This window comes from Spirosoma fluminis, assembly GCF_054778895.1.
Genome location: NZ_BAAGZD010000041.1, coordinates 973,905 through 999,781 on the forward strand (window position 1 = coordinate 973,905; position 25,877 = coordinate 999,781).

The following is a 25,877-nucleotide window of genomic DNA, read 5'->3' on the forward strand; positions in this document are numbered from 1 at the left end:
TCATTCATTGAGTTAGTTGATTTATCCGCCTTATAATTTCGTAACGGCTACGTCAATCCGCCGGTTCTGCTGCCGTCCCTCCGGCGAATCGTTACTGGCGGTTGGTTTCGAGGCCCCAAATCCCTGCGTAGTTACCCGATCCGATTCAACACCGGCCGCCGAAAGAGCTTCTTTAACGGCATTTGCCCGGTCGAGCGAAAGCTTTTTGTTGGTACTGGCGTCACCGGTATTGTCTGTATGACCTTCAACCCGAATGTGAAGACCGGGGTAAGCTTTCATGATTTCAATCAGGTCATTCACATTTGGACGAGATTCGACGGTAATCCGCGACGAGTTGGTTTCGAAGGTAAGGTTGTCGAACGTAAACGTGCGCTCGGGCTGCTTCGGCTTACTGCCCAGGAACTGAGCTAGTTTAGCCGTAAATGAGTTTTCGACCAGATTCAGCCGACGCCCCCCCGGCAGTTCGACCTGGGTTCGCACCTCTGGCCCACGACCGGATGACCCGCCGGCATCCGACGTAGCAGAATCCCGAATACCCAACGCACCCGGTGCTGTCGAGTCGGCAACCTGTCCGTTCGCATCCCGAATGCTTTGTTTGGTAGCAGCCGACGTATCTTCGGCGGCATCCGATTCCACTCTGGCCGTTGAATCAGTGCTTACGCCATCGACGCCATTCTGATTTTCGCTGCATTTCTGCACCAGCAAGCCAATCACCAGGGCAGCCAGCGCAAACATAGCCCAGCGTAACCAGCGAACATTTTCGTGCCGACGATCGCCCTCGGCACTTTTTGGAATGTTTGGGTTAACGATCGTTCCGCTGAAGTTGTCAGTGCCCTGCACCTCGGTTTGCGGACCGGCGGGCGTAACGAGTTGGTCGAAGCCGAGCAGGCTGCTCACTCCATCGAGACCACTCGGCACCGCTTTGCGAAACTCGGTGGCCTGGCCTAACAGTAGTGTTTTCAAACTTTCGGCGGTCAAACCCTTCTCCTGCTCCTGCCGACCCAGCACGCCCATCAGCACCGATCCCGCCAAGCCTAAGATCGTCAGGACCGATTGGGGTTTTGTGCCACTGTACGTACCAATCAGTTCGCCGGTGCGGGAGAGCGAATCCCCGAAAACCTCGTCGAGAAAAGGGCGGCCAGCGGCTGTCGTATCAGCGGTTTCGCGGTGGGTATCCACCACCTGCGATACATCGAACGGTGTCTGGCTATAATCGTTTTTTTCGAGAAAATTAATGATGGATGTTGCTCCGCCGGTTGCCTGCACCCGTCGGGTAAGGCCGCCAAGCAGCACCGGTAGCGATCCATTAACGGCTTTGAGCGTATTAGCCGGAGATTCGTTCAGCTCACCGCCGAGTTGATCAATTACGCCGGGTGTGAACTGATCTTTCAGTAAGGATAATAAATGAACGGCCATTTTTCATACGTTGGTTACGTAGCATAAACCGGGCGAACGTATGAATGTTCGGAAAGGCTATTCTGCGTAAACGACAAGAAGCCAGTGACCTGGCGTATAACCGAATACGCTGGATCACTGGCCTCCGTCGTGATACGTGTTTTCTACAGCTGAGGAATACGTAACACCTGATCGGGATAGATCAGATCCGGATCTTTGAGCATCGGTTTGTTAGCTTCGAAAATGATACCATATTTCATGGGATCACCGTAGACTTCTTTGGCAATTTTCGACAGAGTGTCACCCGACTTCACCGTGTAAAATTTACCTTCGGGGGTTGGCTGATCGACAGCCAGTTGGTTATCTACCGCCGATACGCCTTCTACGTTACCGACCGCCAGGGCAATCTTCTCCGCGTCTTCCTGCGACTTCACTGAACCACTCAATATAACCGTGTCGCCTTTGGTCTTAACGGTTAAGCTGTTGTAGGCAAGTCCGAGTTGTTTAACGTGATCAAGCAACGCCTGGGCCCGTAATGGCTCAACCTTCTCTGCCTGCGAGGCATCAGCCGGTGCAGCGACCTGATCTTTGTGGAAGATTTTTTCACCAACTCCTTTGAAGAACGATAAGATTCCCATTGATTTAATATGGTTTGATGGAACAATGATTGAACGGCGTACAAGTACGGAAGTCCGCTCGTCAGAAACAACCCTCTGGTTTTGTGATTGTTTTAGAATTCATAGTATGTCTTCGATAAGTTTTATCCCTTTTTAACCCACCCATGCAGGCAAAAGCCCTTACTTTTACGTTCCTTTTTTATTTGTAACCCTACTAGCGGCTTTTGAGCATGAAATTTAACATGAGGTGGGGGCTGTTGCTGACAATGTTTGTTGGCCTGACAGCCTGTAAGGATAATGACATTGACCCGTTCGGTGGCAATGGTGGCACACCCAGTCAGGGTAGTGCCGATTTTACTAAATACGTAGCCGTTGGCAACTCGTTAACGGCTGGATACGCCGACGGTGGTCTGTATCGTGACGGCCAGCTTAACTCCTATCCTAATATTCTAGCCGGGCAGTTTAAGCTCGTAGGCGGAGGCAGCTTTGTGCAGCCTTTGTTCACGGAAGCTCAGGCCGCCGGATCCGGTTATTTAAAGCTGATCAGAGTTCCCTCGCTCGCCGATCCAACCAGCCTGGTTACTTCTCTTGCCCCTGTTGGGCCCGGCGCAGCCCGGGGCGGTATGACGAGCAGCACGCCAGCCGCTCCCCTACTCACCAAGTTCACCGATGCGAACCAGAATTTAGGTGTTCCGGGTATTCAGGTGGCTAATGTTCTGACAACTGGCTACGGTTCAACCCAGGGTAACCCTTATTTCGAGCGACTGCTGGCTGATCAGGCAGCCGGAACAACATACTTCCAATACGTCAGCAACAACCTGAACGGAGCCACTTTCTATTCGAGCTGGTTAGGCAATAACGATGCGCTAACTTATGCGCTTTCGGGTGGCGCTACGCCTACTACAGCTACTGACCTCTTCACTACGAACTTCACGGCCATGATGAACAAGCTGGCTGAAGGCGGACGTAAAGGAGTGGTGATGGGTATTCCCAGTATTACAGGAATCCCCTACTTCACAACCGTCACTGTGCCGTTGGTACTGGCGCAGATTAATGCTCTGGTTAAACCCGCAACGCCAATTACGGCCCTTGTTATTCAAACGGCGAATGGGGTTCGCCCAACGCAGGCCGGGGACCTGCTGATGCTGTCGAATGCCGCAACGCAATACGTAAACATTGGCAGCACCAACGTCGGTACCAAACAAGGACCGTATGGGTTAAGTCCTACCAATCCATTACCCACGCAGTTTGTACTCGACGCGGGCGAAGTGGCAACGCTGAATGCTAAGATTACTGAATTCAACGGCATTATGAAAGCCCAGGCCGACGCCAAAGGGGCCGCTTACGTAGACGTCAACCCTATTTTTCAGCAGCTGGCGCAGGCGGGCGGTTATACGCAGAATGGCGTAACCTATTCGGCCGCTTTTATTCAGGGCGGAGTGTTTAGCCTCGACGGCATTCACCTGACTCCCGCAGGCTACGCCCTGATCGCCAATGAAATTATCAAGGGCATCAACGCTAAGTATGGTTCAACGATTCCGCAGGTAAACGCAGCCAATTATCGTCGTGTGCTGCTGCAACAATAACACACCCATGAAACATTATAAACTCTCAGTAGTCGGCTTGCTGCTCGTGTCGGCGGTATCCATAGCTCAGGCGCAGACCGGCTCCGGTACTTCGCCAGTTCGCAGCCTTGAATTCGGCATTAAAGGTGGCGCTACGTTCACCCACGGTTTCACCAACATCCCGTCGCAGTCAGTCGGCAGCTCCGGCGTTCAGGTACCCGCTCTCGAAAACAAGAATAACGGCATTGGCTACGGCTATAGCGGTGGTATCTGGGTTCGGAAGAACTTCAACTCGTTTTTTATTCAGGCCGAAGCTACTTACAACCGGTTCGTGCTGAAGCAAAAAACCGCTGTTACCCTCGACGTAAACGCCAACCCCGCGCTATCCAATGCCTTGCCGGTTAGCGTTCAGCCCGGTCTGGTCAATGCCTCACTGAGCGTAGTATCGGCATCGGCGCTGGAGTCGGTCAACGTACCGATCCTGTTCGGCAAACGCTGGATGGATGGTAAACTTCGGGGCTACATTGGGCCTAACCTCATCTTTGTACAAAAGGCCGAGGCTACTCGTACGAACACCGGAGTCATTAACGCCAACGCCACCGTTGGTTTTCCGCAGACCGAGATTCCGGCAACCACCAGTAAGACCAATCTGCTTAACCGCTACGAAGCTCAGAACCTGGAGGTGCTGGATTTCACGTATGCTGTTGAGTTGGGAGTTGGCTACACGCCCGTTCCCTTCCTGGACGTCGACGTACGGTATGCGGTGCCGGTTGGTGGTGTTTATAAAGACAAAAACATCACCGGCTTCTTGGGTATTGCCACAGTTTCGTTGGGCTTCAAGGTGTTCTAGGGCAGCGCTTCATTCAATACGTTACGTGAGAACGGCTAGCCTTCATGAGGGCTGGCCGTTCTCGCTATAAGTACTTACTGCTCAGCCACCAAGGCAAATCCTTCGCCCGCGGGCCGCAGTCGGTAACGCATCATGCGAACGCCCCCCGAAGGTTCGGCATTCGCATCTCCAAATTGATATACGGGGTATTTGCGACAGAGTACATCGCGCTCCACCCAGAGGCTGTCGTGCCCCATATACCCGTCAGCAGCGTTAAGATTCCAGTTTACCAGAGAAACATCCGCTTTACGTTCGAGCAGGAACTGCCAGCCATATACCCGCCCAAACGAACCACTGCCCTCACTAGCGCTGTATACGTATAACTCCGGAAAACGATTGCCGTCCAGATCGGCCACTTCGGCCCCAGCAACCGCCCCATCAATACGCGTTTGAAAATTTGTTAATAACAACTCGCCCCGGTAGGCCTTGATCGTCATGTCGCGGACAGCTCCGCTGTCCGCAGTTGTTACGCTGAATGTATATACATTAAATCGCAGCGATTTACTGTAAGTCATCGACCAGCCTGCTTTATGAGCAGGCTGGGCAGCTTTAGAAACCAAACGGGTATGCTGCAGATGGCTATGGACCGGCTGAGTAGTCCACAGAGTCAGTAGTAGGCCGCAGCATAGTCTTAAATTCATTGATTCTGGCTAAATATAGTCTTACTGGTAACACTATAGAGTCAGAAATAGTTAACGCGGCTACGGCTCCAGAAACGTTTCGCCAATCGAGGTAAGTTTTAGTAACGTTGGAAGTACTTCCTGGCCTTTTGTAGTTAAACTGTATTCAACGCGGGGCGGAACTTCACCGTATGATTTTTTCTGAATTACCCCAAGCGTAACTAATTCCTTAAGCTCCTGAACTAAAACCTTTTCGCTTACTTCAGGAATCATACGACGTAGTTCGCCATATCGACGCGACTCCATGCCTAGCTGGTAAATAATATACAGTCGCCATTTACCACAAATAATGTCCAGCGTTTTTTTCAGAGCCTGATGTGTAGTATCACCTAACCTCTGAATACGAATTTGATCATTCATAGAAAGCATTTCACTAACCTTTTGGTGGGTAACTTATTGATTTGAAGGCATTTGTACTCAAAGCAAATATATAGATTTACGCTATACTATTCCTAAAACATAAGGCATTGCACCTAAATAAGCAGGCCGTAAAAAACATAAATACCTACTAATCAGAAATGATATGTTTATCAAAACGAAAAAGTTTTTTTAAGTAATATACGGGAAAGAATGGCTATAAATACTACGGCCCTAAATCGCGGAATATAAGTCAACTAAAATCTTATTTGTATTGCCACAGACGAGAATCTCGCTTGTGTGCCTGCACCTTCCCCTGTACCGCATTACTTTTGTGGGCGAAAGATTACCTGCCAGTTTTGAAAACACTCGTTATCATTGCGGGACCTACCGCCGTTGGTAAAACAGCTTTATGCGTTCGCTTAGCCAGTTTGCTGCAAACCGATGTGGTTTCAGCCGATTCGCGCCAACTGTACCGGGAATTGAGTATTGGCACTGCCAAGCCGTCGCCGGACGAGATGAACGGAGTCCGGCACCACTTCATCGACTCGCATACGATCACAGATCCCATCAATGCCGGTCGGTACGAACGGGAATGCCTGGCGGTACTCGATGAGTTGTTTCAGGTTAAAAATACCGTTATTCTGTCGGGAGGAACGGGTTTATATATTAATGCCGTTTGTGTTGGTCTCGACGATCTCCCACCGGTCGATCCCGCTCTGCGCGACGAGCTGTTCCGGCGACTTCATGAGCAGGGTCTGGAAGCGCTTCAGCAGCAGCTTCGCCAGCTTGACCCGCAGTACGCCCAAACCGCCGACCTGCAAAATCCGGTGCGTGTAACGCGGGCGCTGGAGATTTGCCTAAGTAGCGGCCAGCCGTATTCGTCGTTTCGTCGGCAGCAACCGGCGGAGCGCCCCTTCCGAACGGTATTGATAGCGCTCGAACGTCCCCGTGATGAATTATACGCTCGAATAGATGCTCGCATGGACGCTATGCTTGCCGCCGGGTTGGTGGAGGAAGTGCAGTCCCTATTGCCTTATCGCCATCTACCCGCCCTGCATACGGTGGGGTATCAGGAGGTATTCCCCTTTCTGGATGGCGTTTACGATGATGAGGAAATGGTCCGGCTGCTGAAGCGAAACTCCCGCCGGTACGCCAAACGCCAGCTAACGTGGTTCCGCAACCAGGGTGCATATACCTGGTTTCACCCGGATGACGACGGACTAATTGACTGGATCTATAACCGTATAGACTGAGAGCGAGGGTTTGTCCTTCTTCTCAGTCTATACGGCTTACTTTAAGTTATGGATAAAATTTACTGCGCCCGATACGCCAGCATCCCTCCCGTTACGTTCCGGACGTTGTTGAATCCGTTCTCTTCCAGCAGTTGCTGTGCTCGCGCGCTACGTGCCCCCGACCGGCAATGCACAATTACCTCTTCGTCCTGCAGGCCGTCGAGTTCATCCATCCGGTAAGGCAGTTCGCCCAATGGAATCAGCGTAGCACCAATGTTGTCGGCTTCGTATTCGTTTGGCTCACGAACGTCGAAGAGATTTAATTTTTCGCCTTTGTCGAGCCGTTCCTTCAGCTCCTGTACGGTAATATCCATGTGTGATCGGTTAGTGTTGAACAATAAATTTCTGTACCACCGTGCGTCGGTCCGTCGATAAGCGAATCAGGTAAAACCCGTCGGGCAGGTAGCTCAAATCTAACGTTTGCTGGCCGCGACTTGGTTCGATCGTGTGCAGCAGGCGACCGCTCAGATTGGTGACCTCCAGGCGGGTCAGGTGCGGCTCATCCCAGCGAATCAGCCCGGTTGTCGGGTTCGGGTACACCTGTAAGGGTGCCAGTGGCTCCGGCTTGGGAATTGCGGTTACAACCGTATCAGGTTTGCCGCCCATAACTGGGCGAAGCATAAAAGCCCCCTGAATGTTAAGCGTACTGTTCGGTGCATTCGGATCAAGATTCTGGTCCCAGTTTGAACCGCCATTGTAGAATATCTGCGAGCCGAAGGGGCTGTTCTTGTCAAAGCCTAGCCGCAGCAACGTCGTATCGCTGTTGCTGATCTGCTGATAGCCCACATAGAAGGTATCGGCAACGGCTACACTCCGGTCAAACCGGTACTCAACAAATCCGTTTCGGCTGGTTGGATACTGCGTGGCAAAGGACTTCTGGTAGATGGGATTGCCCGGCCGCCCACCCCGGTTGCTGTACACATTGATGACGAACGACTGCCCGGTCTGGTTTGTGTTGAAGGGCACAATGCAGGCCCGAACGCCCGCAATGGCATCCGGTTTATTGAGGGTGTAGCGCACGGCAATCTGTTCGCGCTGCCGAATCTGCTGCGCGTACTCCCAGGTACCATCGTCGTAGGCGTAATAGTCGCCAAGTGTAGCTACGGCCGATATCGTGTCGTTCTGGCGCAGGTTAACGCCCTCGATCGACGGATTCTGATCGTCGGTCGTCAGCAGATCGAATTTATAACGTAACGTGGCTGACGTAGCCGCGCCCAAATCAGTGGCGGGAATCGGTTTGGCACTTTTCGCCTGCGAACTCAGCGATCCGATCAGCACCGAATTCGTTTGCGGGGTATCCTGAATGATTCGCCCCGACACCTCATCGCGCACCGTAAACCGAAAGGTCGTAAAGTTGAAATTGTTGAAAATGTTGTTGATCTCCGTCGTGACTGAGTCGGCAGTTTCGGCGGCTGGATTCACCAGATACTGCGTCAGAGGCATGGCCGTATAACGTTTCAGCAACGGACTGAGCGGCTGACGAATCGCGACGTCTTTAACGTAACGGTCGGTAATTGACCGCCCCCGATTGAGATAAATATAATCAACGTGCCAGGTGTCGAACGGCCCCGACTCCCGCCCATACGAACGGAAGCGGAACGCAAATCCGGCGTGAAAAAAATCGGCGTCGCGAACGGGGACAAATTGCAGCACAAAGTTATTATCGGGGGTTCCCCCTTCCTGCTGCCAGACGGTTCGCCACGCCCCGTTCCGATCCAGAAACTGAACCGTTAGCGAATCACCGGCATCGGGCAGTTCGCCGTACCCTTTTATCTGCCAATAGAAGCTTAAATACACCGAATCCGTAACCGTGAGCCCCGATAAATTAATGGGTAAAGTCGCTAACGTATCGGTATATCCCTGTGAAAACTGATTACTTAATACGTACGGGCGGCCATTGGCCCGTAGCCCATCGAACGAAGCCACGTTAACTGTAGGTTGGTTAATGGCCATTGTATTGTTGATGTATACGCCACTGCCGGGCTGCCACCGGGCCGGATCAGGCTGCGCCCGACCGGCGGGGTCACCGGCCGTCGAAAAATCGTCGAAGAACGGAAGATTTAGTGGTGTTTGCGCAAAAACGGACGAACGGACTATGGTCAAAAAAACCAGCACCAGACCGACCAGGCGGCTTCTGGCAGGCGCAGTATATAGTTGAGTAACGAAAGCAATTCTCATCGAATAGTACCAGAAGCAATTCTTATTGATCCGGCTCTACTGGCCCTACAATCCACAAATCCATCGTTTCACCGACGCGGATGCGCTCGCCAGACCGAGCCTCAGGTCGTTGACGAACTACCGTGCCAACTTCCTTTTCAGGGTCATCAACAGGAATTTTCGTGCCAACTTTCAAATTAGACCCCCGAATCGCGGCTTCGGCTTCATCGAGGGGCAATCCTACAACGTTCGGAATCTCAAACATTGTATTGCCCAGCCCATCCCCGATTTCGAGATCGACTTTTGCGCCTTTCTGAATTGGTGTACCGGGGGTTATTTCTTTACCGTTGTACAACTGGCGTAAGACCTTGTTTTTTCCGACATCCGGTACGTAGGTAAGCTCGCCTACTTCCAGGCCCATCGATTTCAGCATCAGCTCGGCGCTGCGGTCAATCATATCGACCAGCTTCGGCATGGACACCATCGGCGCAACCCGTTTGGTGATAGTCAGGTATATTTTACGCCCTTCTTTCACTTTGGAGTTGGCCCGCGGGTACTGCTGAATGACCGTCAGGGGCTGCGATCCGGCAACGAATGTGCAGTCGCTGACTTCGTACCGAAGGTCACGGTCGTCCAGGATGTTCTGCATCTCATCAAAGCTCAGCTTTGTTACGTCCGGTACCGTAATCGTTTGCCCGTGATTCGTTGTAAACGGCAGGTAGATAAAGAAGAAAGCCAGAAATAAGGCTGCCAACAGGGCTATGATAATGCCAAGATGAATCAGCAGGTCAGGAAACGAGCGGGTGCTGATTTTAGTCATTCGAGCTGGTGAAATTGGTGGAATCGGTGCAAACGCACGGTAAGTTAGTTGTATTTACTTACTGCTGTTTCTGCACCACCTACAAAGTAACAGAACTATCCATCGTTGACCGATACCCGGTCAGCATTTTTTTAATATACTTCCCGACAATATCAAATTCGAGGTTAACCACATCGCCGACCTGTAGCTCACGGAAGCTCGTATGCTCGTAGGTATACGGAATAATGGTTACGCGGAAGCTGTCGGGCTGCGAGTTAAAAACGGTTAAACTCACCCCATTGATACAAATTGAGCCTTTTTCAACGGTAACATTATCGGCTTCATTGGGATCATACGAAAAATCGAACAGCCAGCTGCCGTTCATATCCTGTACGTTGGTGCACACCCCCGTCTGATCGACGTGCCCCTGCACAATATGACCATCGAAGCGGCCATTGGCGGGCATGCAGCGCTCCAGGTTAACGCGGTCGCCCACCCTGATTTTGCCCAGATTTGTTTTTCGGAGGGTTTCATCAACGGCCGTTACGGTATAGCTTCCGTCCGACACGCTGGTCACGGTTAAACACACGCCGTTATGGCTGACACTTTGATCGATCGTCAACTCGGGTGCCAACGACGATTCGATGCTGAACGTAAGGTTGGTTCCTTCCGGAGTAACTGCGGCCACCCGACCGGTGGTCTCTACAATACCAGTAAACATGCTGTAAATCAGTAATAGTTAGCCGTTGATGGGCATCAGCGACTTGCGGCCAACATGATTGATTATGGCGACTGGCGATGCCCAATGACTATTATAAACAGTGAACTACCAAAGGGGGTTCGGGTCAGCAGCTTTTGTTCGGTCTTCACGATCCGGTACAGCGTTTCATTCAGCCAGGCTGCGGGTAGATACACATCCGATTGAGCCGCTTCGGGGGCGCGCCACCCCAGTCGAAGCTGAATGTTCTGCCATTGCCGAACGGCGAGAATAACCGGCGATAAAATGAAGCTCCAGTACGTAGCATACTGGATACGAAGCCCCGACTTCGGCAATAACGACTCAAAATCAGACCGGGTAAACCGACGCTTGATGCCTACGGCCAGATCGTGCTGCCCTTTAAAGACCTGAAATGCGTTGTTATTACTAATGAGTACCCCACCGGGTTTTAAGCGCCGGGCCAGTTCGTTCAGTAACCGCTCCAACTCCGAACCCAGAAAATAACAGAACACATCATTACAAACAATGGCGTCGTACTGGGTTTCCGGCTCAAATTCACTTAGGTGATTCAGGTCGACCAGGGTAACCTCGAAACCTCGTTCCTGACAGAACGTAACGGCATCCGCGGAGCCGTCAATCCCACGTAAATTAGTATACCCTTTTTGCGTTAAAAATTGTAGTAAGCCCCCCGTTCCGCAGCCAGCGTCTAACAGCGCTACGTCAGGTCGATTGGGAAAGTGGTTTCGGAGTGCCGCTTCGACTCGTTCGTGCAGGCTGCGATACCACCACAATTGGCCCTCCAGCCGAAACATTTTCTGATATTCTTCGTAACGACCAATCATAACTAAGTCGCCAGGAGAACAACGAGAACTGGCATGACCAGGCAGACCGGTAACCTAGCGGCACGCTGCTTCACCTGCTTCTTGATCACGTAAGCCGGTAGTCCGCTGTGGGCCATGAATAATTTGCCCAGATACTCACCCAATATGCCTAAAAACAGCATCTGGAGGCCCAGCCCGGTTACAATGCCCCACACAATAATCAGCCAGCCAGCCACCGAAAAAACACGAGATAACGCGCCGATCAGCAGCCCGATTCCGCCGACCAGGCCAAGCCCGAACAGAACAGCCCCCAGTATGGTGAATACCCGGATTGGCCAGAGCGAATAGCCGATAAATACGTTTAGAAACAAAGCGATCAGTTTACGCACCGTATAGGTAGAGCGCCCAGCCGAACGCGGGTTATGCGGAACGTCTACACTGCCTATATTCCGAGTGACCCGGAACAGAAGTCCATCGATGTATGGGTAAGGGCCTGTATAGTTAATAACCTCGGCAACCACTTCCCGCCGGATGAGCTTAAAACTTGACAGGTAAAGATTCCGGGGTTTTCCCAGCGAATACGTTGTCAAGACGTTGACCAGCCAACTGCCCAGATTCCGGAACCAGTGGTGCCGTTTTTGGGCATATCGACTATACACAACATCGTACTGTCCGGTTTCGGCCGCATCAATAAGCGTCAGAATGGCCTCGGGTGGGTTCTGAAAGTCATCGTCGATAATTACGGTATAGTCCCCCTTCGCCTGGTTTAGCCCGCACAAAACTGCGTTGAATTCGCCAAAATTTCGACGTAATAAGACTGCCTGCACGGTCTGATACGTCTGCGCCAGCCGCTCGCAGATTCGTTCAGACTGGTCGCTGCTTCCGTCATCCACCAGGATAATCTCGAAGGCAAGCCCCGTTAAACACTGCTGCAACCGCTCGACCAGGGGGCCAATGGTTTGCTCACTGTTGAAGACGGGAATAACGACCGATACGTGCATAACGAACAAAGTTAAATCTCAACCAGCCCCTTAGGCATCTGATTGATAGTCTGGATGATGTAATCGGCATCGGCATCAGTCAGCGCCGTATTCAGGGGCAAACTGACTACCTCGCGATGCAACTGCTCCGCAATGGGCAGCGATACATGCTGGTAGTGAGCATACGCCTGCTGATGATGGAGCGGAATAGGATAATGAACGTCAGTACCAATGCTCCGCTCGCCCAGATACGCCCGAAATGCATCGCGCTCCGGGTGACGAATCACAAACAGATGCCAGCTATCCTGTTCCAGCCGATCCGTCGGCGGTAACGTTACCGCCGGGTTCTTAATCCCGGCTATATATCGGCTGGCTATCTGCCGACGACGTTCATTTCCCTGTTCCAGCCCCGGTAGCTTACTCGAAAGAATAGCGGCCTGTACCTCGTCTAAACGGCTGTTCACCCCAGCGTACTGATTCAGGTATTTTTGCGCTGACCCATAGTTTCGCAACGCCCGGAGCCGCTCGGCCAGGGCCTGATCATGGGTTGTAATGGCACCTGCATCACCCAGCGCACCCAGGTTCTTACTTGGGTAAAAACTCCAGCCCGCAGCATCGCCCAGCCCCCCCGACCGCTTTCCCTTATACGTAGCGCCATGCGCCTGAGCCGCATCCTCCAGTACTTTCAGGCCATAAGCCTGGGCTATTGCATTAATTGGTTCCATGTCGCAGCAGCGGCCATACAAATGCACCGGCAGCATCGCTTTCGTATGCGACGTAATGGCTTGTTCTATGCGCGCCGGATCAAGTACGTACGTCTCTGGATCTGGCTCCACAAAAACGGGCGTTAAACCAGCCTGTGTGATACTGAGCACGGAAGCAATGTAGGTGTTGGAAGGCACCAGAACCTCACTCCCCGATGGAAAGTCCCAGGCCCTTAGTACCAGCGTTAAGGCGTCTAATCCATTCGCGACCCCAATGCAATGGTCGGTTCCGCAGTACTGCGCAAATTGCGTTTCAAACTGTTCTACTTCACGGCCCAGCACGTACCAGCCCGACTGCACAACCCGTTCGATAGCTTTCCGAATTGCCGATTCATAGGGTTCATTGACTCGTTTGAGGTCAAGAAAAGGAATCATATTGCAGTTGCTACGAGCGGCAGCAGACTGGTCAGCGTACGGATGTCCGTTTTACTGGTTGGGAGGCTGTTGGGATAAGGTTCGTAGATGTAATCGTTTTTATCATACTGCTCATTCGAGACAACCAGTAGAATGGCATCTTCCGAAAAGCGGTCCATCGTGTGCCAATCCTCGGGTTTTAACACCAGGCATTGGTCGGGGCTGCTCAAATGATACGTTGTTTCTTCGGTACCGTTGTCTACGTAAACCCGACAGGTGCCGTTCAAACAGATTAAGGCGTTCCAGGCTTTGTGATGCCGATGACCCGCACGGGCGGCCTGCCCGGCTTTGTAGATGTAAAAAACGCGTTGAATAACGCCCGGTATAATGTTTTCAAAAACCGTTAAATTGCCAGTATCGGATGAAAATGTTTTAAGCTCGTAAAGGTGGGCCATAAGCAGAGGAAATTTTTCTTAGTATAAGTCACTAAGTAATTCTGCTCTAAAATTATTAAAAAAGAAATCAATGCAGGAACCGTTCTACGGTAAATAAATGGGTTGTTTCAGATAATGCTAAGAATACGCGGGGTGTTGTGTTCTGAAATAGCTTTTCGTTGATTTACGGTTTACTAGATTCCTTATTACGTTATGTTACGAAATAGATTTTTTCTGACCGGTCTGTTCCTGCTGACATTGACCGTCCTGTATTACGTGTTTTACGATGGCGGCAATATGACATCGGCGAATGGCTTAGCCGACCCGGTTGAGCCGGAGACTTATCGACAGCAGGTTGTGGCCGAACGAGCCGAAAAGGATAAATTTCTCCGGACCAGTGGCGAATCACCGATCACCGACAAGGCCGCGTTCAAGGGACTCAGTTACTTCACCCCCGACCCTTCTTACCGTGTTGTCGCCCGGCTGGAACCCTTCGCCGATAAAACGCAGAAATTGGTGGTGCGCATGAGCGACGGCAGCGAGGAAGTATACACGAAATACGCCCATGCGGTGTTCAGTCTCCAGGACAAAGCATGTCGCCTATTAATCGTAAAACTGGGCAATACGTATTCCGTTCTCTTCCGGGATGCGACGTCGACCAGGGAGACTTATGGCGGAGGGCGCTATCTGGAACTGGCTCCGGACCAGTTAACGGACAACCATGTTGTGCTGGATTTCAATGCGGCCTATAACCCGTATTGCGCCTATAATCCTACCTATGCCTGTCCTATTCCTCCTGCCGAAAACACACTTCCGATTGCGATTAAAGCGGGAGAACGTTACGTCACCCACGATTAAGGACGCGATCCACTACTTTTCTGTCGGGCGTCAACTGCCAACTGCTCACGGCCTGCTATCTTTGCGGCATTTATCGCATTGACGCTGTATGGAAATTTCCTATAAATGGTTACAGGAGTTCATTGAGTTACCCGAATCGCCGGAAGAAGTGGGCAAACGCCTGACCGGAACGGGCCTAGAAGTTGAAGGCATCGAAAAAGTGGAAGCGATTCCGGGCGGTCTGGAAGGCGTCGTCATTGGCGAGGTGCTGACCTGCACCAAACACCCGGACGCTGATAAGTTGAGTTTAACTACCGTCGACGTTGGCACCGACCACCCCCTGCCCATCGTCTGCGGTGCGCCCAACGTGGCTGCCGGTCAGAAAGTTGTGGTTGCCTTAGTGGGCGCTACGTTGCATCCATCGTCGGGCGAGCGGGGTGCCGCCCAATCCTTTCAAATAAAGAAAGCCAAGATTCGCGGATTTGCTTCTGAGGGGATGATCTGCGCGGAAGATGAAATTGGGTTAGGAGCGTCTCACGCCGGCATCCTGGTTTTAGATACCGACCTCCCGAACGGCACCCCAGCCGCCCGGTATTTTAACCTGGAAGCCGACTACCAGATTGCTATCGGCCTGACGCCGAACCGCATTGATGCGGCCTCTCACCTGGGTACGGCCCGCGACCTGAAAGCCGCGCTTAACCGCCCGTTGCGGCTGCCGTCCGTCGACGCGTTTACGGTAAGCGACACCAGTTTTACGCTCGACGTGCGGGTCGAAGATCCGACGGCTTGCCCACGTTACACAGGTCTGACTATCAGTGGCCTGACTGTTGGCGAATCGCCCGACTGGCTGAAACAACGGTTGCTAAGTATCGGCCTGAACCCGATCAACAATGTTGTTGACGTAACGAATTTTGTTTGCCACGACCTGGGCCAGCCGCTCCATGCGTTCGACGGTGATAAGATTGCCGGCGGTGGCGACGGACCGCGGCAGGTGATCGTGAAAACGCTGCCTGAAGGCACTCCCTTCGTTACGCTCGATGGCGTTGAACGTAAATTAACCGCTACCGATCTTATGATCTGCGATGCGGAAAAACCGATGTGCATCGCGGGCGTTTTTGGCGGCCAGAACTCAGGCGTTACGGCCCAAACAACCCGCATTTTCCTGGAATCGGCCTATTTTTCGGCGACGTCGGTTCGCAAAACCGCACAGCACCACGGCCTGAAAACTGATGCTTCGTTTCGGTTCGAGCGCGGTACCGATCCCAACATGCCGGTGTTTGCCCTCAAACGGGCAGCTCTGCTGCTTCAGAAAGTAGCCGGGGGCGTAATCACCTCCGACATTACCGATTTATACCCAACGCCGGTTGAGCCGTTCCGGGTACCGGTACGTTACCGCAACATTGACCGACTCATTGGCATTCAGATTGACCGGACCGAGATTCACCGGATCTTGGAAGCCCTGGACATCACCGCAGAAGAGCGCACCGACGAACAGTTTGTGGCCGTTGTACCGCCCTACCGGGTTGATGTAACCCGCGAAGCGGATGTTATCGAAGAAGTCCTACGCATTTATGGCCTCGACAATGTTCCCCTATCACCGGTACTGTCGGCTGATTCGCTTTCTGAATTCCCTAAGACTGACCCCAACCAGTGGCAGAGCCGCGTTGGTCAACTGTTAGCAGCCAATGGGTTTTACGAAATTCTGACCTTATCGCTGACCCGCCCGGCTTATAACGAAGCCATTCGGTCTATACTACCGGGATCGGACGTAACGTTGTTAAATCCGCTCAGCGACGATTTATCCGTTATGCGGCAGACGTTGCTCTTCTCGTCGCTCGAAACGCTGATATACAACCTGAACCGTCGCCAGAAAGACCTCAAAACATTTGAGTTTGGCAAGGTCTATCACAGACTTAATCAGGAAGACGGCCCCTCGAAGTACGTTGAACGGATGCGGTTAGGACTCGCCATGGTTGGTAATCAGCAGGCCGAAAGCTGGCTTCAGAAAGGGCAGCCGGTTGCCTACCATGATCTGGCAACCGCAGTGCAGCGCGTGCTCAATTTGTTGCGCATTAAACACTTTGATACCCAGCCTGCTGACCCGGCTATCTTCCAGTACGGCTTAACGTATCTTGTCAATAAGAAGCCCCTGGTCAGCTTAGGTCTGGTTCAGTCAGAACTGACGAAACTGGTCGACCTGAAACAGCCTGTTTTCTACGCTGATTTCGACTGGGCGGCTCTGCTGAAACTGACAACAAGCAAAGCCCGGTACGAAGAAGTTTCCCGCTTTCCGGAAGTACGGCGCGATTTGTCACTGGTCATCGATAAAACTGTTACATTTGAGCAAATCAGCAAGCTGGCGCAACAGACGGAACGGAAATTGCTGCGCTCCGTGAATGCGTTCGATGTATATGAGGGCGAGAATTTGGGCGCTGGTAAAAAGGCGTACTCAGTAAGTTTCACCCTGCAGGACTCCACTCAGACGCTGAATGACGCGACCATTGATAAAACTATGCAACGGCTCATGGCTGCGTTCGAGCGTGAGTTAGGGGCCGTAATCCGAAAATAAAGAATAGACGAGCGAACAAAACGGGGCCTGCGCTGGTCACTTATTCGTTCGGCTGCTCTTTTAGTCAGACTAATCGTGGCAAGCGAGCATCAAATCATTGCGGTAATTGAGCAACTTGAGCGTAAAATCGGGTTGCTGAAGGGCGTTTGCGACGACGCCAAAAAACGAATCGAACAGCTTGAGCGCCAAAATACCGTTTTGCAAGATCAAATAAAGGAACAACAGACGCAGGCTAAACAGTTACAGAAAAAACAAAGCAATTCTGAAAAAAAGATGCCGAAGTCAATAGATTTTGGTATTATTGTCAATAACAATCTGTCTGGAACAGATACGAATGCCGAATTAAAACAACAACTCGACGAGTATATCCGGGAAATAGAACGGTGTATTGCTCATTTGAGTAGTTTGTCATAAACCCAAATTGGCTCCGGGGCTTTAGTCCCAGCTAAGCCGACAGTAGCGATGGAAGAACTGCCAATTCGCGTAAAAATCGCCGACCGGACCTACAAGTTATACGTAGAGCCAGAGTCGGAAGCTGTGGTGCGCGAAGCCGCCAAGCTGGTTCAGGAGGAACTGAAACGATACCGGGATATGGAAATCCACGATACGCAGGATGCCCTGGCAAGAATAGCCTTCGATTGTCTGGTCACTAAGCTCAGAGGAGAACGACAAGTACAACGATTACAACAACTGGTGTTTGACAAAATAACTCAATTAGATCAGGTCGTTACGCCGACCATTACAACATAAATCGAAAACGGCGGGCTACCCCGAAATACCCGAGTTGCTGTTCGGGCACTCGTATCGTGACAGGTTAATGACTTATTTGTTCAACCCTAACGATATCAGTCCAATGAACACATCTAGCTGGCTGATGCTCTTTCTTGATAATATTGTCATGATTGGCATCGGCATATTTGTCGGCAGGAAGCTGCTGGCGCGCGTCAATAGCAAACGCCTGAATGAAGCACAGGAGCAAGCTGCTCTTGTCTTGAAAAACGCCGAGCTTCAGGCCGAGAATATAAAAAAAGACAGGATTCTTGAGGCTAAAGAAAAGTACCTCAAGCTGAAAGCGGATTTTGAAGAAACGTCCAATCAGAAGCGAAATCTGCTTCAACAGAACGAGAATAAACTTAAGCAGCGTGAGCAGCAACTGAGCCAGCAGGCCGATCAGCAACGTACGCGGGAACAGGAACTGAACCAGCAACGTAACGAACTGGCTCAGCAGAAAAACAGCCTGTCCCAGCAAACAGATGCGCTGAACAAACGTCGGGAAGAGGTCGATCGTCGGCAGCAGGAAGCCGACCGGATGCTGGCAGATCAGGTGGCTCAACTCGAGAAAATTGCGGGTCTGTCGGCGGATCAGGCGCGTGAGCAGCTGATCGATACGCTCAAAGCCGAGGCCGAATCACGGGCGTCGTCCTACATCAAAAACATCGTTGAAGAAGCGAAACTGACGGCCACCAAAGAAGCCAAAAAGGTAGTCATCGAAACCATTCAGCGGACGGCGACTGAACACGCCATCGAAAACTGCGTATCTGTATTTAACATCGAATCCGACGACGTTAAAGGCAAAGTCATCGGTCGTGAGGGACGTAACATTCGGGCCCTGGAAGCGGCTACAGGCGTTGAAATTATAGTCGATGACACGCCCGAAGCCATCATCATTTCAGGGTTTGATCCCGTCCGGCGCGAAATTGCCCGACTTTCGTTGCACCGGCTCGTGCAGGATGGTCGTATTCACCCGGCTCGTATCGAAGAGATCGTGGCGAAAACCCGCAAGAACATCGAAGACGAAATTGTCGAAATCGGCGAACGTACGGTGATTGATCTGGGAATTCATGGCCTGCACCCTGAGCTAATCAAAATGGTGGGCCGGATGCGTTTCCGGTCGAGTTATGGCCAGAACCTATTGCAACACTCCCGCGAAGTAGCCAAGCTTTGCGCTACGATGGCGGCTGAGCTGGGACTTAACGCAAAACTGGCGAAACGGGCGGGTCTGCTTCACGACATTGGTAAGGTCTGGCCCGAAGAAGCCGAGTTGCCCCACGCTATTCTGGGAATGGAACTGGCCAAGAAATACAAGGAAAATCCAGAAGTTATCAACGCGATCGGCGCTCACCACGATGAGATCGAGATGACGAGCATGATCTCACCCATCGTTCAGGTCTGTGATGCCGTGTCGGGCTCGCGGCCGGGTGCCCGTCGGGAAATGATGGAGTCCTACATCAAGCGACTCAAGGAACTGGAAGAACTGGCCAGCAACTTCCCCGGCGTTACCAAATGCTACGCGATTCAGGCCGGTCGCGAGTTGCGGATTATGGTCGATGCGGATCACGTATCTGACGAACGGGCCGGGGTTTTATCGTACGAAATCTCGCAGAAAATCGAGAAAGAAATGCAGTATCCGGGTCAGATTAAAGTTACAGTGATCCGGGAAATGCGGGCGGTGGCTTACGCAAAGTAAGTTTTAAGAGATACTTTCCTTTGAAAAATGTACAGTGTATAATGGGCTTGTGCTCGTTATACACTGTACATTTTTAGTATAGCTTTACGCTCGATGGACTTTTTAACTACTCTTTTACTCCTCATTGTAGGCGCAGGCTCGGGGGTCGCCATGTCAAACGTACTCCGCAACCGCTCGGGGGTTCAGGACGTACGCCGGGAATCCGTCCTGTTGCTCGAACGCATCGAGAAGGTATTCAAGGTAGTGATGGCGGAAGGTTATTTTTCCGAGATTTATAATTACCAGGATCAGCGAAAGATTCTGTACGTACTCAGCGACCCTAAGAAGGCGATGGTGATCGCCAAGTCAAAGGTTCTGGTCGGTTTCGATTTTGCCAAAGTACGTTTTCATACGCCCGCTGAAGGCGAAAAGAAACTGATCATTGAATCCTTTCCTGAACCTGAGGTTTTATCAATCGATACGGATTACAAATTTTACGACATCCAGGCGGGCATCCTGAATCACTTTAGCGGGGCCGACTATACGCAGATTCTGGATGAGGCAAAGCAGGCGATGAACGAACGCGCCATGCAAAGCGACCTGCCCAAAATTGCCAACAACCAGATTCAGTATATGATGTATCAGCTGGCGAGTTCGATGGGCTGGCAGCTCCAGTTGCCCGAGGCCGACCAGCGCCGACTAGAAACCGCCAAAGCGCAAGCCGAAGCCGCTGCCAATCAGCCAAAACAACTCCCCGAAGGCAAATAACTTTTCCGGATTTCGGACGTTGTTCTGTGGGACTGTCAGCACCTAGTATTCAACGATATGCGTCTTGTTTACCTTCTGTTCTTTTTACTCCCAATTCTTTCCAGCGCTCAGGAATTCACGACCGGCAGCGAGGCTTGTCAGGCGGGTAAAGTGCGTTATTTCGGTCGACTGGCAACTAACCCGAAAGCCAGGGTTGCTTATCCCGGCGATCCTACTATTGACGTTACGTATTACGGCCTCGACTTACGTATTATGTACACTCCCAACTATTTACAGGGTGCGGCTACAATTACGCTAAAGAGTACGGTAGCCAATCTAAATCAGTTCTTTCTGGATCTTCGTCCGCAGTTAACCGTCGACTCTGTCAAAAGCGAAGGACGCAGGCTAACGTTTAGCCGGGCCACCGACCGTATTATCATTACGCCGTCACAACCGCTAAACGCAGGTCAGGCGCTCACGCTGGTTGTTTATTACCAGGGAAACCCGGCCAGTCAACGCGGGTTTGGCAGCTTTGCGTTTTCGGCCCACGGCCCGGCGAATGCGCCCGCAATCTGGAGCCTGAGTGAGCCATACGGTGCGCCGGACTGGTTTCCCTGCAAAGACACGCCTGCCGATAAGGCAGACTCTTCCTCAGTAAGTATCACCGCCGATCGTCAGTTTGTTTCAGTCTCTAACGGCGTGTTAGCCGCAACAGTCGACAACCCCGACGGCACCCGTACGTATCGCTGGCGAAATAGCTACCCCATTGCGCAGTACCTGATTTCTCTGGCGATGGCCAATTATGAGCGGTACGATACGCCATTTACGTATCAGGGGCAGATAATGCCAGTGACGCATTACATCTATCCGGAAACGCTGCTCAGTGTTCAGCCGAACCTGAACCGGACCACGGATATGCTTCGGCTTTTTTCGGATCTGTTTGGCCCCTACCCCTTTCTTCGGGAGAAGTATGGCCATGCTCAGTTCGGCTGGAGTGGTGGTATGGAACATCAGACAATATCGTCGATGGGTGCGTTTAGTCCGGGCATCATCGCTCATGAACTGGCCCACCAGTGGTTTGGGGATAAAATAACCTGCCGCGACTGGCAGCACATCTGGCTCAATGAGGGCTTTGCATCCTACGCTGAAGCCCTCTATGCCGAGTCGACGGGAGGGCGAGCGAATTACCACGCCACTATGCAAGGCTTTTTGGGCCCGGCCCGGAACGCTCAGGGTACGCTGGTTGTACAGGACATTTCTAACGAAAACAACGTATTCAATAGCAACCGTACGTATGCCAAAGGCGCTACCGTACTGCATATGTTACGTGGGGTAGTCGGTGACAGTACGTTCTTTCGCATACTACGTACCTATGCGGCTACGCCAACCGTTGCCTATCAAACGGCGGTAACTGAAGACTTCAAGGCCGTTGCTCAGCAGGTATCGGGGCAAAATCTGGATTACTTCTTTAAACAATGGACGTATGGCGAAGGGTATCCTACGTACCGGGTTTCGTATTCATCCAGCACTGGCCCATCGGTAACGGTTCGACTACAGCAACGCAATACCATAGCCAGCAACCCAACTTCGTTTACTATGCCCGTGCAGCTTCGGGTGCAATCGGCCGCGGGCGATACTACCGTAACGGTGTTCAGCAACAGCGCTGACCAGACAGTTGCCGTACCTACACGGGGCCCGGTAACCGGCGTTACCATTGATCCGAATAACTGGATTTTGAAAGCGACTGAAACGAGCAGTGTCGTTACGTCGATTAACGAACCAGATGCCGCACGTCTACGCATCTATCCTAACCCGGCTACTGAATTGCTACAGGTCGACTTCGTTACGTCTCTCAGCGGACCTGTCACCTTATCGCTCAGCAACTTACTCGGTCAACGCGTACGTACGCAGCAAGAAACGAACCTATCAGCGGGCGATCATACGCAGACCATTAGTTTAAGAGGGTTAACTGCCGGACGATATACTCTGACCGTTGAAACACCGGATGGGTTAGTAAGTCGGCCAGTATTGATTCGTTAATAACAATCCGGTTCGCTATTTGGACACACGCAGAAGGCGGTTAACGTGATGATGAACAGGTTTAGCCCTGGTCAAACCCGTTAACTTTGGCTTGTTCTCGAACGTAATTTCCGGTTCCATCAGTGATTTCAAGCCTTCTTCCCTCAGCGACTACAGCTTTTCTGTTCGCGCATAATGGATTTTCTTCTGTATACAGAGCAAGTAGTGTTAGTCTGACAGGGCATAGTTTATTAACTGTGGGCCAATAAGCTAATTAGCAACCGATTGCATAAATACCTCCCGTTTGTTTTCCCGAAAGCCGTTTACTAAAGCCTGGCGAATATGTTTATTAGACGGTAGATTTTTTAACTACCTTTCCTTAAAAATATATACGAAAAAGAGCAATCTCCTAGTTGTTCTTATACGTAAACACCATACTTCGACCGTAACTTTTATGAATAATGTATTACTTGGCTCCCCGCCTGGGCCAGTAAGTCAGGATACGTCATATACAGACAATCTTACCCTTGAGGAACAGGCCCAGTTGTGGCAGCAAACGCTGAACTATTCTGTGAACGGCCTGGTAGGATTAGAAGCTGTTCGAGATGATGCCCAACAAATCATCAATTTCCGCTATCGATTTGTCAATCAGGTTGCTCTCCGCGACACAATCCAGGCTAAGGCAAATCATACGAATTTAATCGGTGGGCTTTTAACCGATTTTTTTCCAGTCATCCAGCACAGTTCGTTGTGGGAAACCTACATCAACGTAGTAGAAACCGGAGAAACCCACCGGTTCGAGCATCAGTACACCCTTGACAAACGCGACATCTGGATCATTCAGTCCGCGTCGTCGTTTGGAAAGGATGGACTGCTGTTATCCTATACCGAAACCAGCGATCTACATTTAGCCGCCCGTCGGGTTTCCCGGCAAACTGCGCTTCTGAACGGGGTACTTAACTCGTCGCCTAACGCCATTGTGGTTTTCGAGGCCATACGGGATGGCCAAAGCGCACTGGTTGACTTTCATATTTCGCTGGTTAACCGCGTGTTTGAAACCATGACCGGACGCGATGCGGCTTTCTTCTCCGCCACTACGCTGATGGCCATTTACCCGATCGGTCCGAAGCGGATTCAGCGGCTGCAGCATCTGCTGGACACCGGCGAACCCATTCATTTCGATGAGTTTGTAGCGGCTCTGGGCCGTTGGCTCGACATTACGCTCACGCGGCTGAATGATGGCTTTGTGGCTACCATTCAGGACATTACTACCCAGCGGCAAGTGCAGCAACAGCTAGAGGCAACCGTGCAAGAACTCCACCGTTCGAATCAGAACCTGGAGCAGTTCGCTTACGTAGCCAGTCACGATTTACAGGAACCACTTCGGAAGATTGTTTCGTTTGGCGACGTCCTGAATGATCAGTTTGCTGACGGCATGAGTGAATCAGCCGCCGACCTGATTCGCCGGATGCAGCGTTCGGCTAACCGGATGCGCTCGTTGGTGCAGGACTTACTCGCTTTTTCGCGCTTGTCGGGCAATACAGAAACGTTCAGTCTGGTTGATTTAAACCACCTCATGGCTTCCATCGTCGATGACCTGGAAATAACCATTCAGGATCAGCGGGCAACCGTCCGGCTAGAGAGTTTACCGGCCGTTTGGGGCGATGCATCACTGCTACGTCAGTTGTTCCAGAACCTGATTAGCAATGCTCTGAAATTCCAGCATCCCAATCGACAAGATGAACTGGCATTGCCTCAAATAACCGCCCGCGGACGGGTTGCGGCTTCTCAGGAATTGCCATCCAGCCTGTTGGCTGCGGATTCGTCACAGGCCGGTCGTCGATACGCTTGTATTGAAATTCAGGACAATGGCATAGGATTTGATGAACGATATCTGGATCGCATTTTTACCATCTTCCAACGTCTTCATGGCCGGATGCATTATACCGGTACGGGCACGGGATTGGCGATCTGCAAGAAAGTCATTGATATTCATGGCGGACACATTACGGCGGTGAGCCGCGAAGGCGAAGGGGCTACCTTTGTTTTACACCTACCGATGCAATAGAGCTTGGGGCCATTTGCTAACTTATCCTTTTGCGCTTTAACATTTTAGAGGGGGCTATGTTCTTTCAACAAGAACATGCCGAAGTACAGGATCCATCCGAACTTACTTCGTTTAAGCCTCTCCTAAAATATATGAAAATAACGGACTCAACACCAGATTCAATCGCTGTTACGCAAAACACAAATCGGCCAGCTAATACGGTAACAGCTGCCGTGCCACTACCATTTGGTGAGGTCCGTGATTTAATTTGTTTCTCTCATTTACGCTGGAATTTTGTTTATCAGCGTCCGCAGCACCTGCTCGAACGGGCTACTAAAAATTACCGGGTTTGGTTTATTGAAGAGCCAATCTACGATGGTAATAAGCGGATGAACGTTTGCCGCCAAACCGATCGTTTAACGGTTTTGGTACCTCATCTGCCGCAGGGCACCAGTCCGGAAGAGGCCTTGGTTCTACAGCGTCAACTACTGGATGAGTTCATACAGAGTGAGCAAATCACGGAATTCATTGCCTGGTATTATACCCCGATGGCTCTGCTCTTCAGCAATCACCTTCGTCCTAAGCTTACTATCTATGACTGCATGGACGAACTGTCGGCTTTCTGGGGGGCCCCACCTCAACTGCTGGAGCAGGAAAAAACGCTGATGAAGCAGGCTCAACTGGTCTTTACGGGTGGATATAGTTTGTACGAAGCGAAACAAACGCGACATCCAAAGGTTTTTGCGTTTCCGAGCAGTATTGATTTCACCCATTTTTCGGCGGCACGGCGCCCACAACCCGATCCGGTTGATCAACGCCAGCTACCCAATCCACGAATCGGCTTCAGTGGTGTTATCGATGAACGGTTCGATTACGAACTGCTGGGTCAACTGGCGCAGCGCCGTCCCGAATGGCAGTTTGTGTTGCTGGGCCCAATCGTAAAAATAAATCAGGCGCTGTTACCCAAGGGAGCAAATATCCATTACTTAGGTATGAAGTCTTATAAGGACTTGCCTACGTATTTTAGTAATTGGGACGTAGCGATGTTGCCCTTCGCCCTGAATGACTCCACTCGGTTCATCAGCCCTACGAAAACACCGGAATACCTGGCCGCTGGTCTACCCGTTGTCTCGACCCCAATCCGCGACGTGGTACGTACCTACGGAACTGAAGACTTTGTGCAGATTGCCGACACAGCTCAGGCTTTTGAAACGGCTATTGAGCTGGCACTCCGTAAGAAGCACCCAACAAACTGGTCATCCATTGATTCGTTCTTGATCGAAAATTCCTGGGATCATACCTGGCGCGATATGAACCGGTTGATGATGGCTCAACTCTCTATGGTTGTCGATCAGTAAACGTTTACTGTCTATATAAGGCCCGGCTA

Annotated in this window: 24 protein-coding genes; 12 read left to right on the forward strand and 12 right to left on the reverse strand. The window is 51.4% G+C overall.

Features of this window, described 5'->3' with window-relative positions:
- Positions 1-30: 30 nt before the first annotated feature.
- Positions 31-1,416, reverse strand: coding sequence for an OmpA family protein (locus tag ACYVBJ_RS25890; RefSeq protein WP_460985185.1), 1,386 nt, complete (start codon positions 1,414-1,416; stop codon positions 31-33).
- A gap of 143 nt (positions 1,417-1,559) precedes the next feature.
- Positions 1,560-2,033: a peptidoglycan-binding protein LysM gene (lysM, locus tag ACYVBJ_RS25895; protein WP_460985186.1), complete on the reverse strand. Its 474-nt coding sequence runs from the start codon at positions 2,031-2,033 to the stop codon at positions 1,560-1,562.
- Positions 2,034-2,242: 209 nt separating this feature from the next.
- Here lysM and ACYVBJ_RS25900 point away from each other — a divergent pair, with 209 nt between their 5' ends.
- Together ACYVBJ_RS25900 and ACYVBJ_RS25905 are read left to right on the forward strand one after the other, a co-directional pair.
- Positions 2,243-3,598: a DUF459 domain-containing protein gene (locus ACYVBJ_RS25900; RefSeq protein ID WP_460985187.1), complete on the forward strand. Its 1,356-nt coding sequence runs from the start codon at positions 2,243-2,245 to the stop codon at positions 3,596-3,598.
- Between the two features lie 7 nt (positions 3,599-3,605).
- On the forward strand, positions 3,606-4,427 hold the full coding sequence (locus tag ACYVBJ_RS25905) for an outer membrane beta-barrel protein (protein ID WP_460985188.1): 822 nt from the start codon (positions 3,606-3,608) through the stop codon (positions 4,425-4,427).
- Positions 4,428-4,501: 74 nt separating this feature from the next.
- Here the strand turns inward: ACYVBJ_RS25905 and ACYVBJ_RS25910 are convergent, their stop codons facing one another.
- On the reverse strand, positions 4,502-4,981 hold the full coding sequence (locus ACYVBJ_RS25910; RefSeq protein ID WP_460985189.1) for a hypothetical protein: 480 nt from the start codon (positions 4,979-4,981) through the stop codon (positions 4,502-4,504).
- Positions 4,982-5,167: 186 nt separating this feature from the next.
- On the reverse strand, positions 5,168-5,506 hold the full coding sequence (locus ACYVBJ_RS25915) for a winged helix-turn-helix transcriptional regulator (RefSeq protein WP_460985190.1): 339 nt from the start codon (positions 5,504-5,506) through the stop codon (positions 5,168-5,170).
- A 356-nt stretch (positions 5,507-5,862) separates the two neighbouring features.
- Between ACYVBJ_RS25915 and miaA the strand changes: the two genes are divergently transcribed.
- Entirely contained in the window at positions 5,863-6,759 is an 897-nt protein-coding gene (miaA, locus tag ACYVBJ_RS25920) for a tRNA (adenosine(37)-N6)-dimethylallyltransferase MiaA (protein WP_460985191.1), read from the forward strand.
- A gap of 59 nt (positions 6,760-6,818) precedes the next feature.
- Here miaA and ACYVBJ_RS25925 read toward each other — a convergent pair whose 3' ends face one another.
- The 8 genes from ACYVBJ_RS25925 to ACYVBJ_RS25960 form a co-directional block, all read right to left on the reverse strand.
- Complete coding sequence (locus tag ACYVBJ_RS25925; protein WP_460985192.1) at positions 6,819-7,112, reverse strand: rhodanese-like domain-containing protein; 294 nt, start codon at positions 7,110-7,112, stop codon at positions 6,819-6,821.
- Positions 7,113-7,122: 10 nt separating this feature from the next.
- Positions 7,123-8,976 (reverse strand): T9SS type A sorting domain-containing protein, encoded by a 1,854-nt coding sequence (locus ACYVBJ_RS25930; RefSeq protein WP_460985193.1) that lies wholly within the window; start codon positions 8,974-8,976, stop codon positions 7,123-7,125.
- A gap of 22 nt (positions 8,977-8,998) precedes the next feature.
- Positions 8,999-9,775: a PASTA domain-containing protein gene (locus tag ACYVBJ_RS25935; protein ID WP_460974928.1), complete on the reverse strand. Its 777-nt coding sequence runs from the start codon at positions 9,773-9,775 to the stop codon at positions 8,999-9,001.
- A 79-nt stretch (positions 9,776-9,854) separates the two neighbouring features.
- The gene (locus ACYVBJ_RS25940; RefSeq protein ID WP_460985194.1) at positions 9,855-10,475 is read right to left on the reverse strand and encodes a riboflavin synthase; all 621 of its coding nucleotides are present in this window, start codon (positions 10,473-10,475) and stop codon (positions 9,855-9,857) included.
- A gap of 62 nt (positions 10,476-10,537) precedes the next feature.
- On the reverse strand, positions 10,538-11,314 hold the full coding sequence (locus ACYVBJ_RS25945; RefSeq protein WP_460985195.1) for a class I SAM-dependent DNA methyltransferase: 777 nt from the start codon (positions 11,312-11,314) through the stop codon (positions 10,538-10,540).
- Between the two features lie 2 nt (positions 11,315-11,316).
- On the reverse strand, positions 11,317-12,294 hold the full coding sequence (locus ACYVBJ_RS25950) for a glycosyltransferase family 2 protein (protein WP_460985196.1): 978 nt from the start codon (positions 12,292-12,294) through the stop codon (positions 11,317-11,319).
- A gap of 11 nt (positions 12,295-12,305) precedes the next feature.
- Positions 12,306-13,412, reverse strand: coding sequence for a DegT/DnrJ/EryC1/StrS family aminotransferase (locus ACYVBJ_RS25955; protein ID WP_460985197.1), 1,107 nt, complete (start codon positions 13,410-13,412; stop codon positions 12,306-12,308).
- Entirely contained in the window at positions 13,409-13,846 is a 438-nt protein-coding gene (locus ACYVBJ_RS25960) for a sugar 3,4-ketoisomerase (protein ID WP_460985198.1), read from the reverse strand. The genes ACYVBJ_RS25955 and ACYVBJ_RS25960 overlap by 4 nt, the downstream gene beginning before the upstream one ends.
- A gap of 192 nt (positions 13,847-14,038) precedes the next feature.
- Here ACYVBJ_RS25960 and ACYVBJ_RS25965 point away from each other — a divergent pair, with 192 nt between their 5' ends.
- The 9 genes from ACYVBJ_RS25965 to ACYVBJ_RS26005 all read left to right on the forward strand — a co-directional run bounded on the left by ACYVBJ_RS25965 (position 14,039) and on the right by ACYVBJ_RS26005 (position 25,848).
- Positions 14,039-14,683 (forward strand): DUF1684 domain-containing protein, encoded by a 645-nt coding sequence (locus ACYVBJ_RS25965; RefSeq protein WP_460985199.1) that lies wholly within the window; start codon positions 14,039-14,041, stop codon positions 14,681-14,683.
- 88 nt (positions 14,684-14,771) lie between these two features.
- On the forward strand, positions 14,772-17,231 hold the full coding sequence (pheT, locus tag ACYVBJ_RS25970) for a phenylalanine--tRNA ligase subunit beta (protein WP_460985200.1): 2,460 nt from the start codon (positions 14,772-14,774) through the stop codon (positions 17,229-17,231).
- Between the two features lie 75 nt (positions 17,232-17,306).
- Positions 17,307-17,645: a hypothetical protein gene (locus tag ACYVBJ_RS25975; protein WP_460985201.1), complete on the forward strand. Its 339-nt coding sequence runs from the start codon at positions 17,307-17,309 to the stop codon at positions 17,643-17,645.
- 48 nt (positions 17,646-17,693) lie between these two features.
- Entirely contained in the window at positions 17,694-17,981 is a 288-nt protein-coding gene (locus ACYVBJ_RS25980; protein WP_460974920.1) for a cell division protein ZapA, read from the forward strand.
- 103 nt (positions 17,982-18,084) lie between these two features.
- Entirely contained in the window at positions 18,085-19,698 is a 1,614-nt protein-coding gene (gene rny, locus ACYVBJ_RS25985; protein WP_460985202.1) for a ribonuclease Y, read from the forward strand.
- Between the two features lie 93 nt (positions 19,699-19,791).
- The gene (locus tag ACYVBJ_RS25990; RefSeq protein WP_460985203.1) at positions 19,792-20,445 is read left to right on the forward strand and encodes a DUF4230 domain-containing protein; all 654 of its coding nucleotides are present in this window, start codon (positions 19,792-19,794) and stop codon (positions 20,443-20,445) included.
- A 57-nt stretch (positions 20,446-20,502) separates the two neighbouring features.
- Positions 20,503-22,464, forward strand: a complete 1,962-nt coding sequence (locus tag ACYVBJ_RS25995; RefSeq protein WP_460985204.1) for a M1 family aminopeptidase — start codon at positions 20,503-20,505, stop codon at positions 22,462-22,464.
- Positions 22,465-22,897: 433 nt separating this feature from the next.
- A complete protein-coding gene (locus tag ACYVBJ_RS26000; protein ID WP_460985205.1) occupies positions 22,898-24,511 on the forward strand; it encodes a sensor histidine kinase in 1,614 nt (537 codons plus the stop codon).
- Positions 24,512-24,642: 131 nt separating this feature from the next.
- On the forward strand, positions 24,643-25,848 hold the full coding sequence (locus ACYVBJ_RS26005; protein WP_460985206.1) for a glycosyltransferase family 1 protein: 1,206 nt from the start codon (positions 24,643-24,645) through the stop codon (positions 25,846-25,848).
- Positions 25,849-25,877 lie beyond the last annotated feature (29 nt).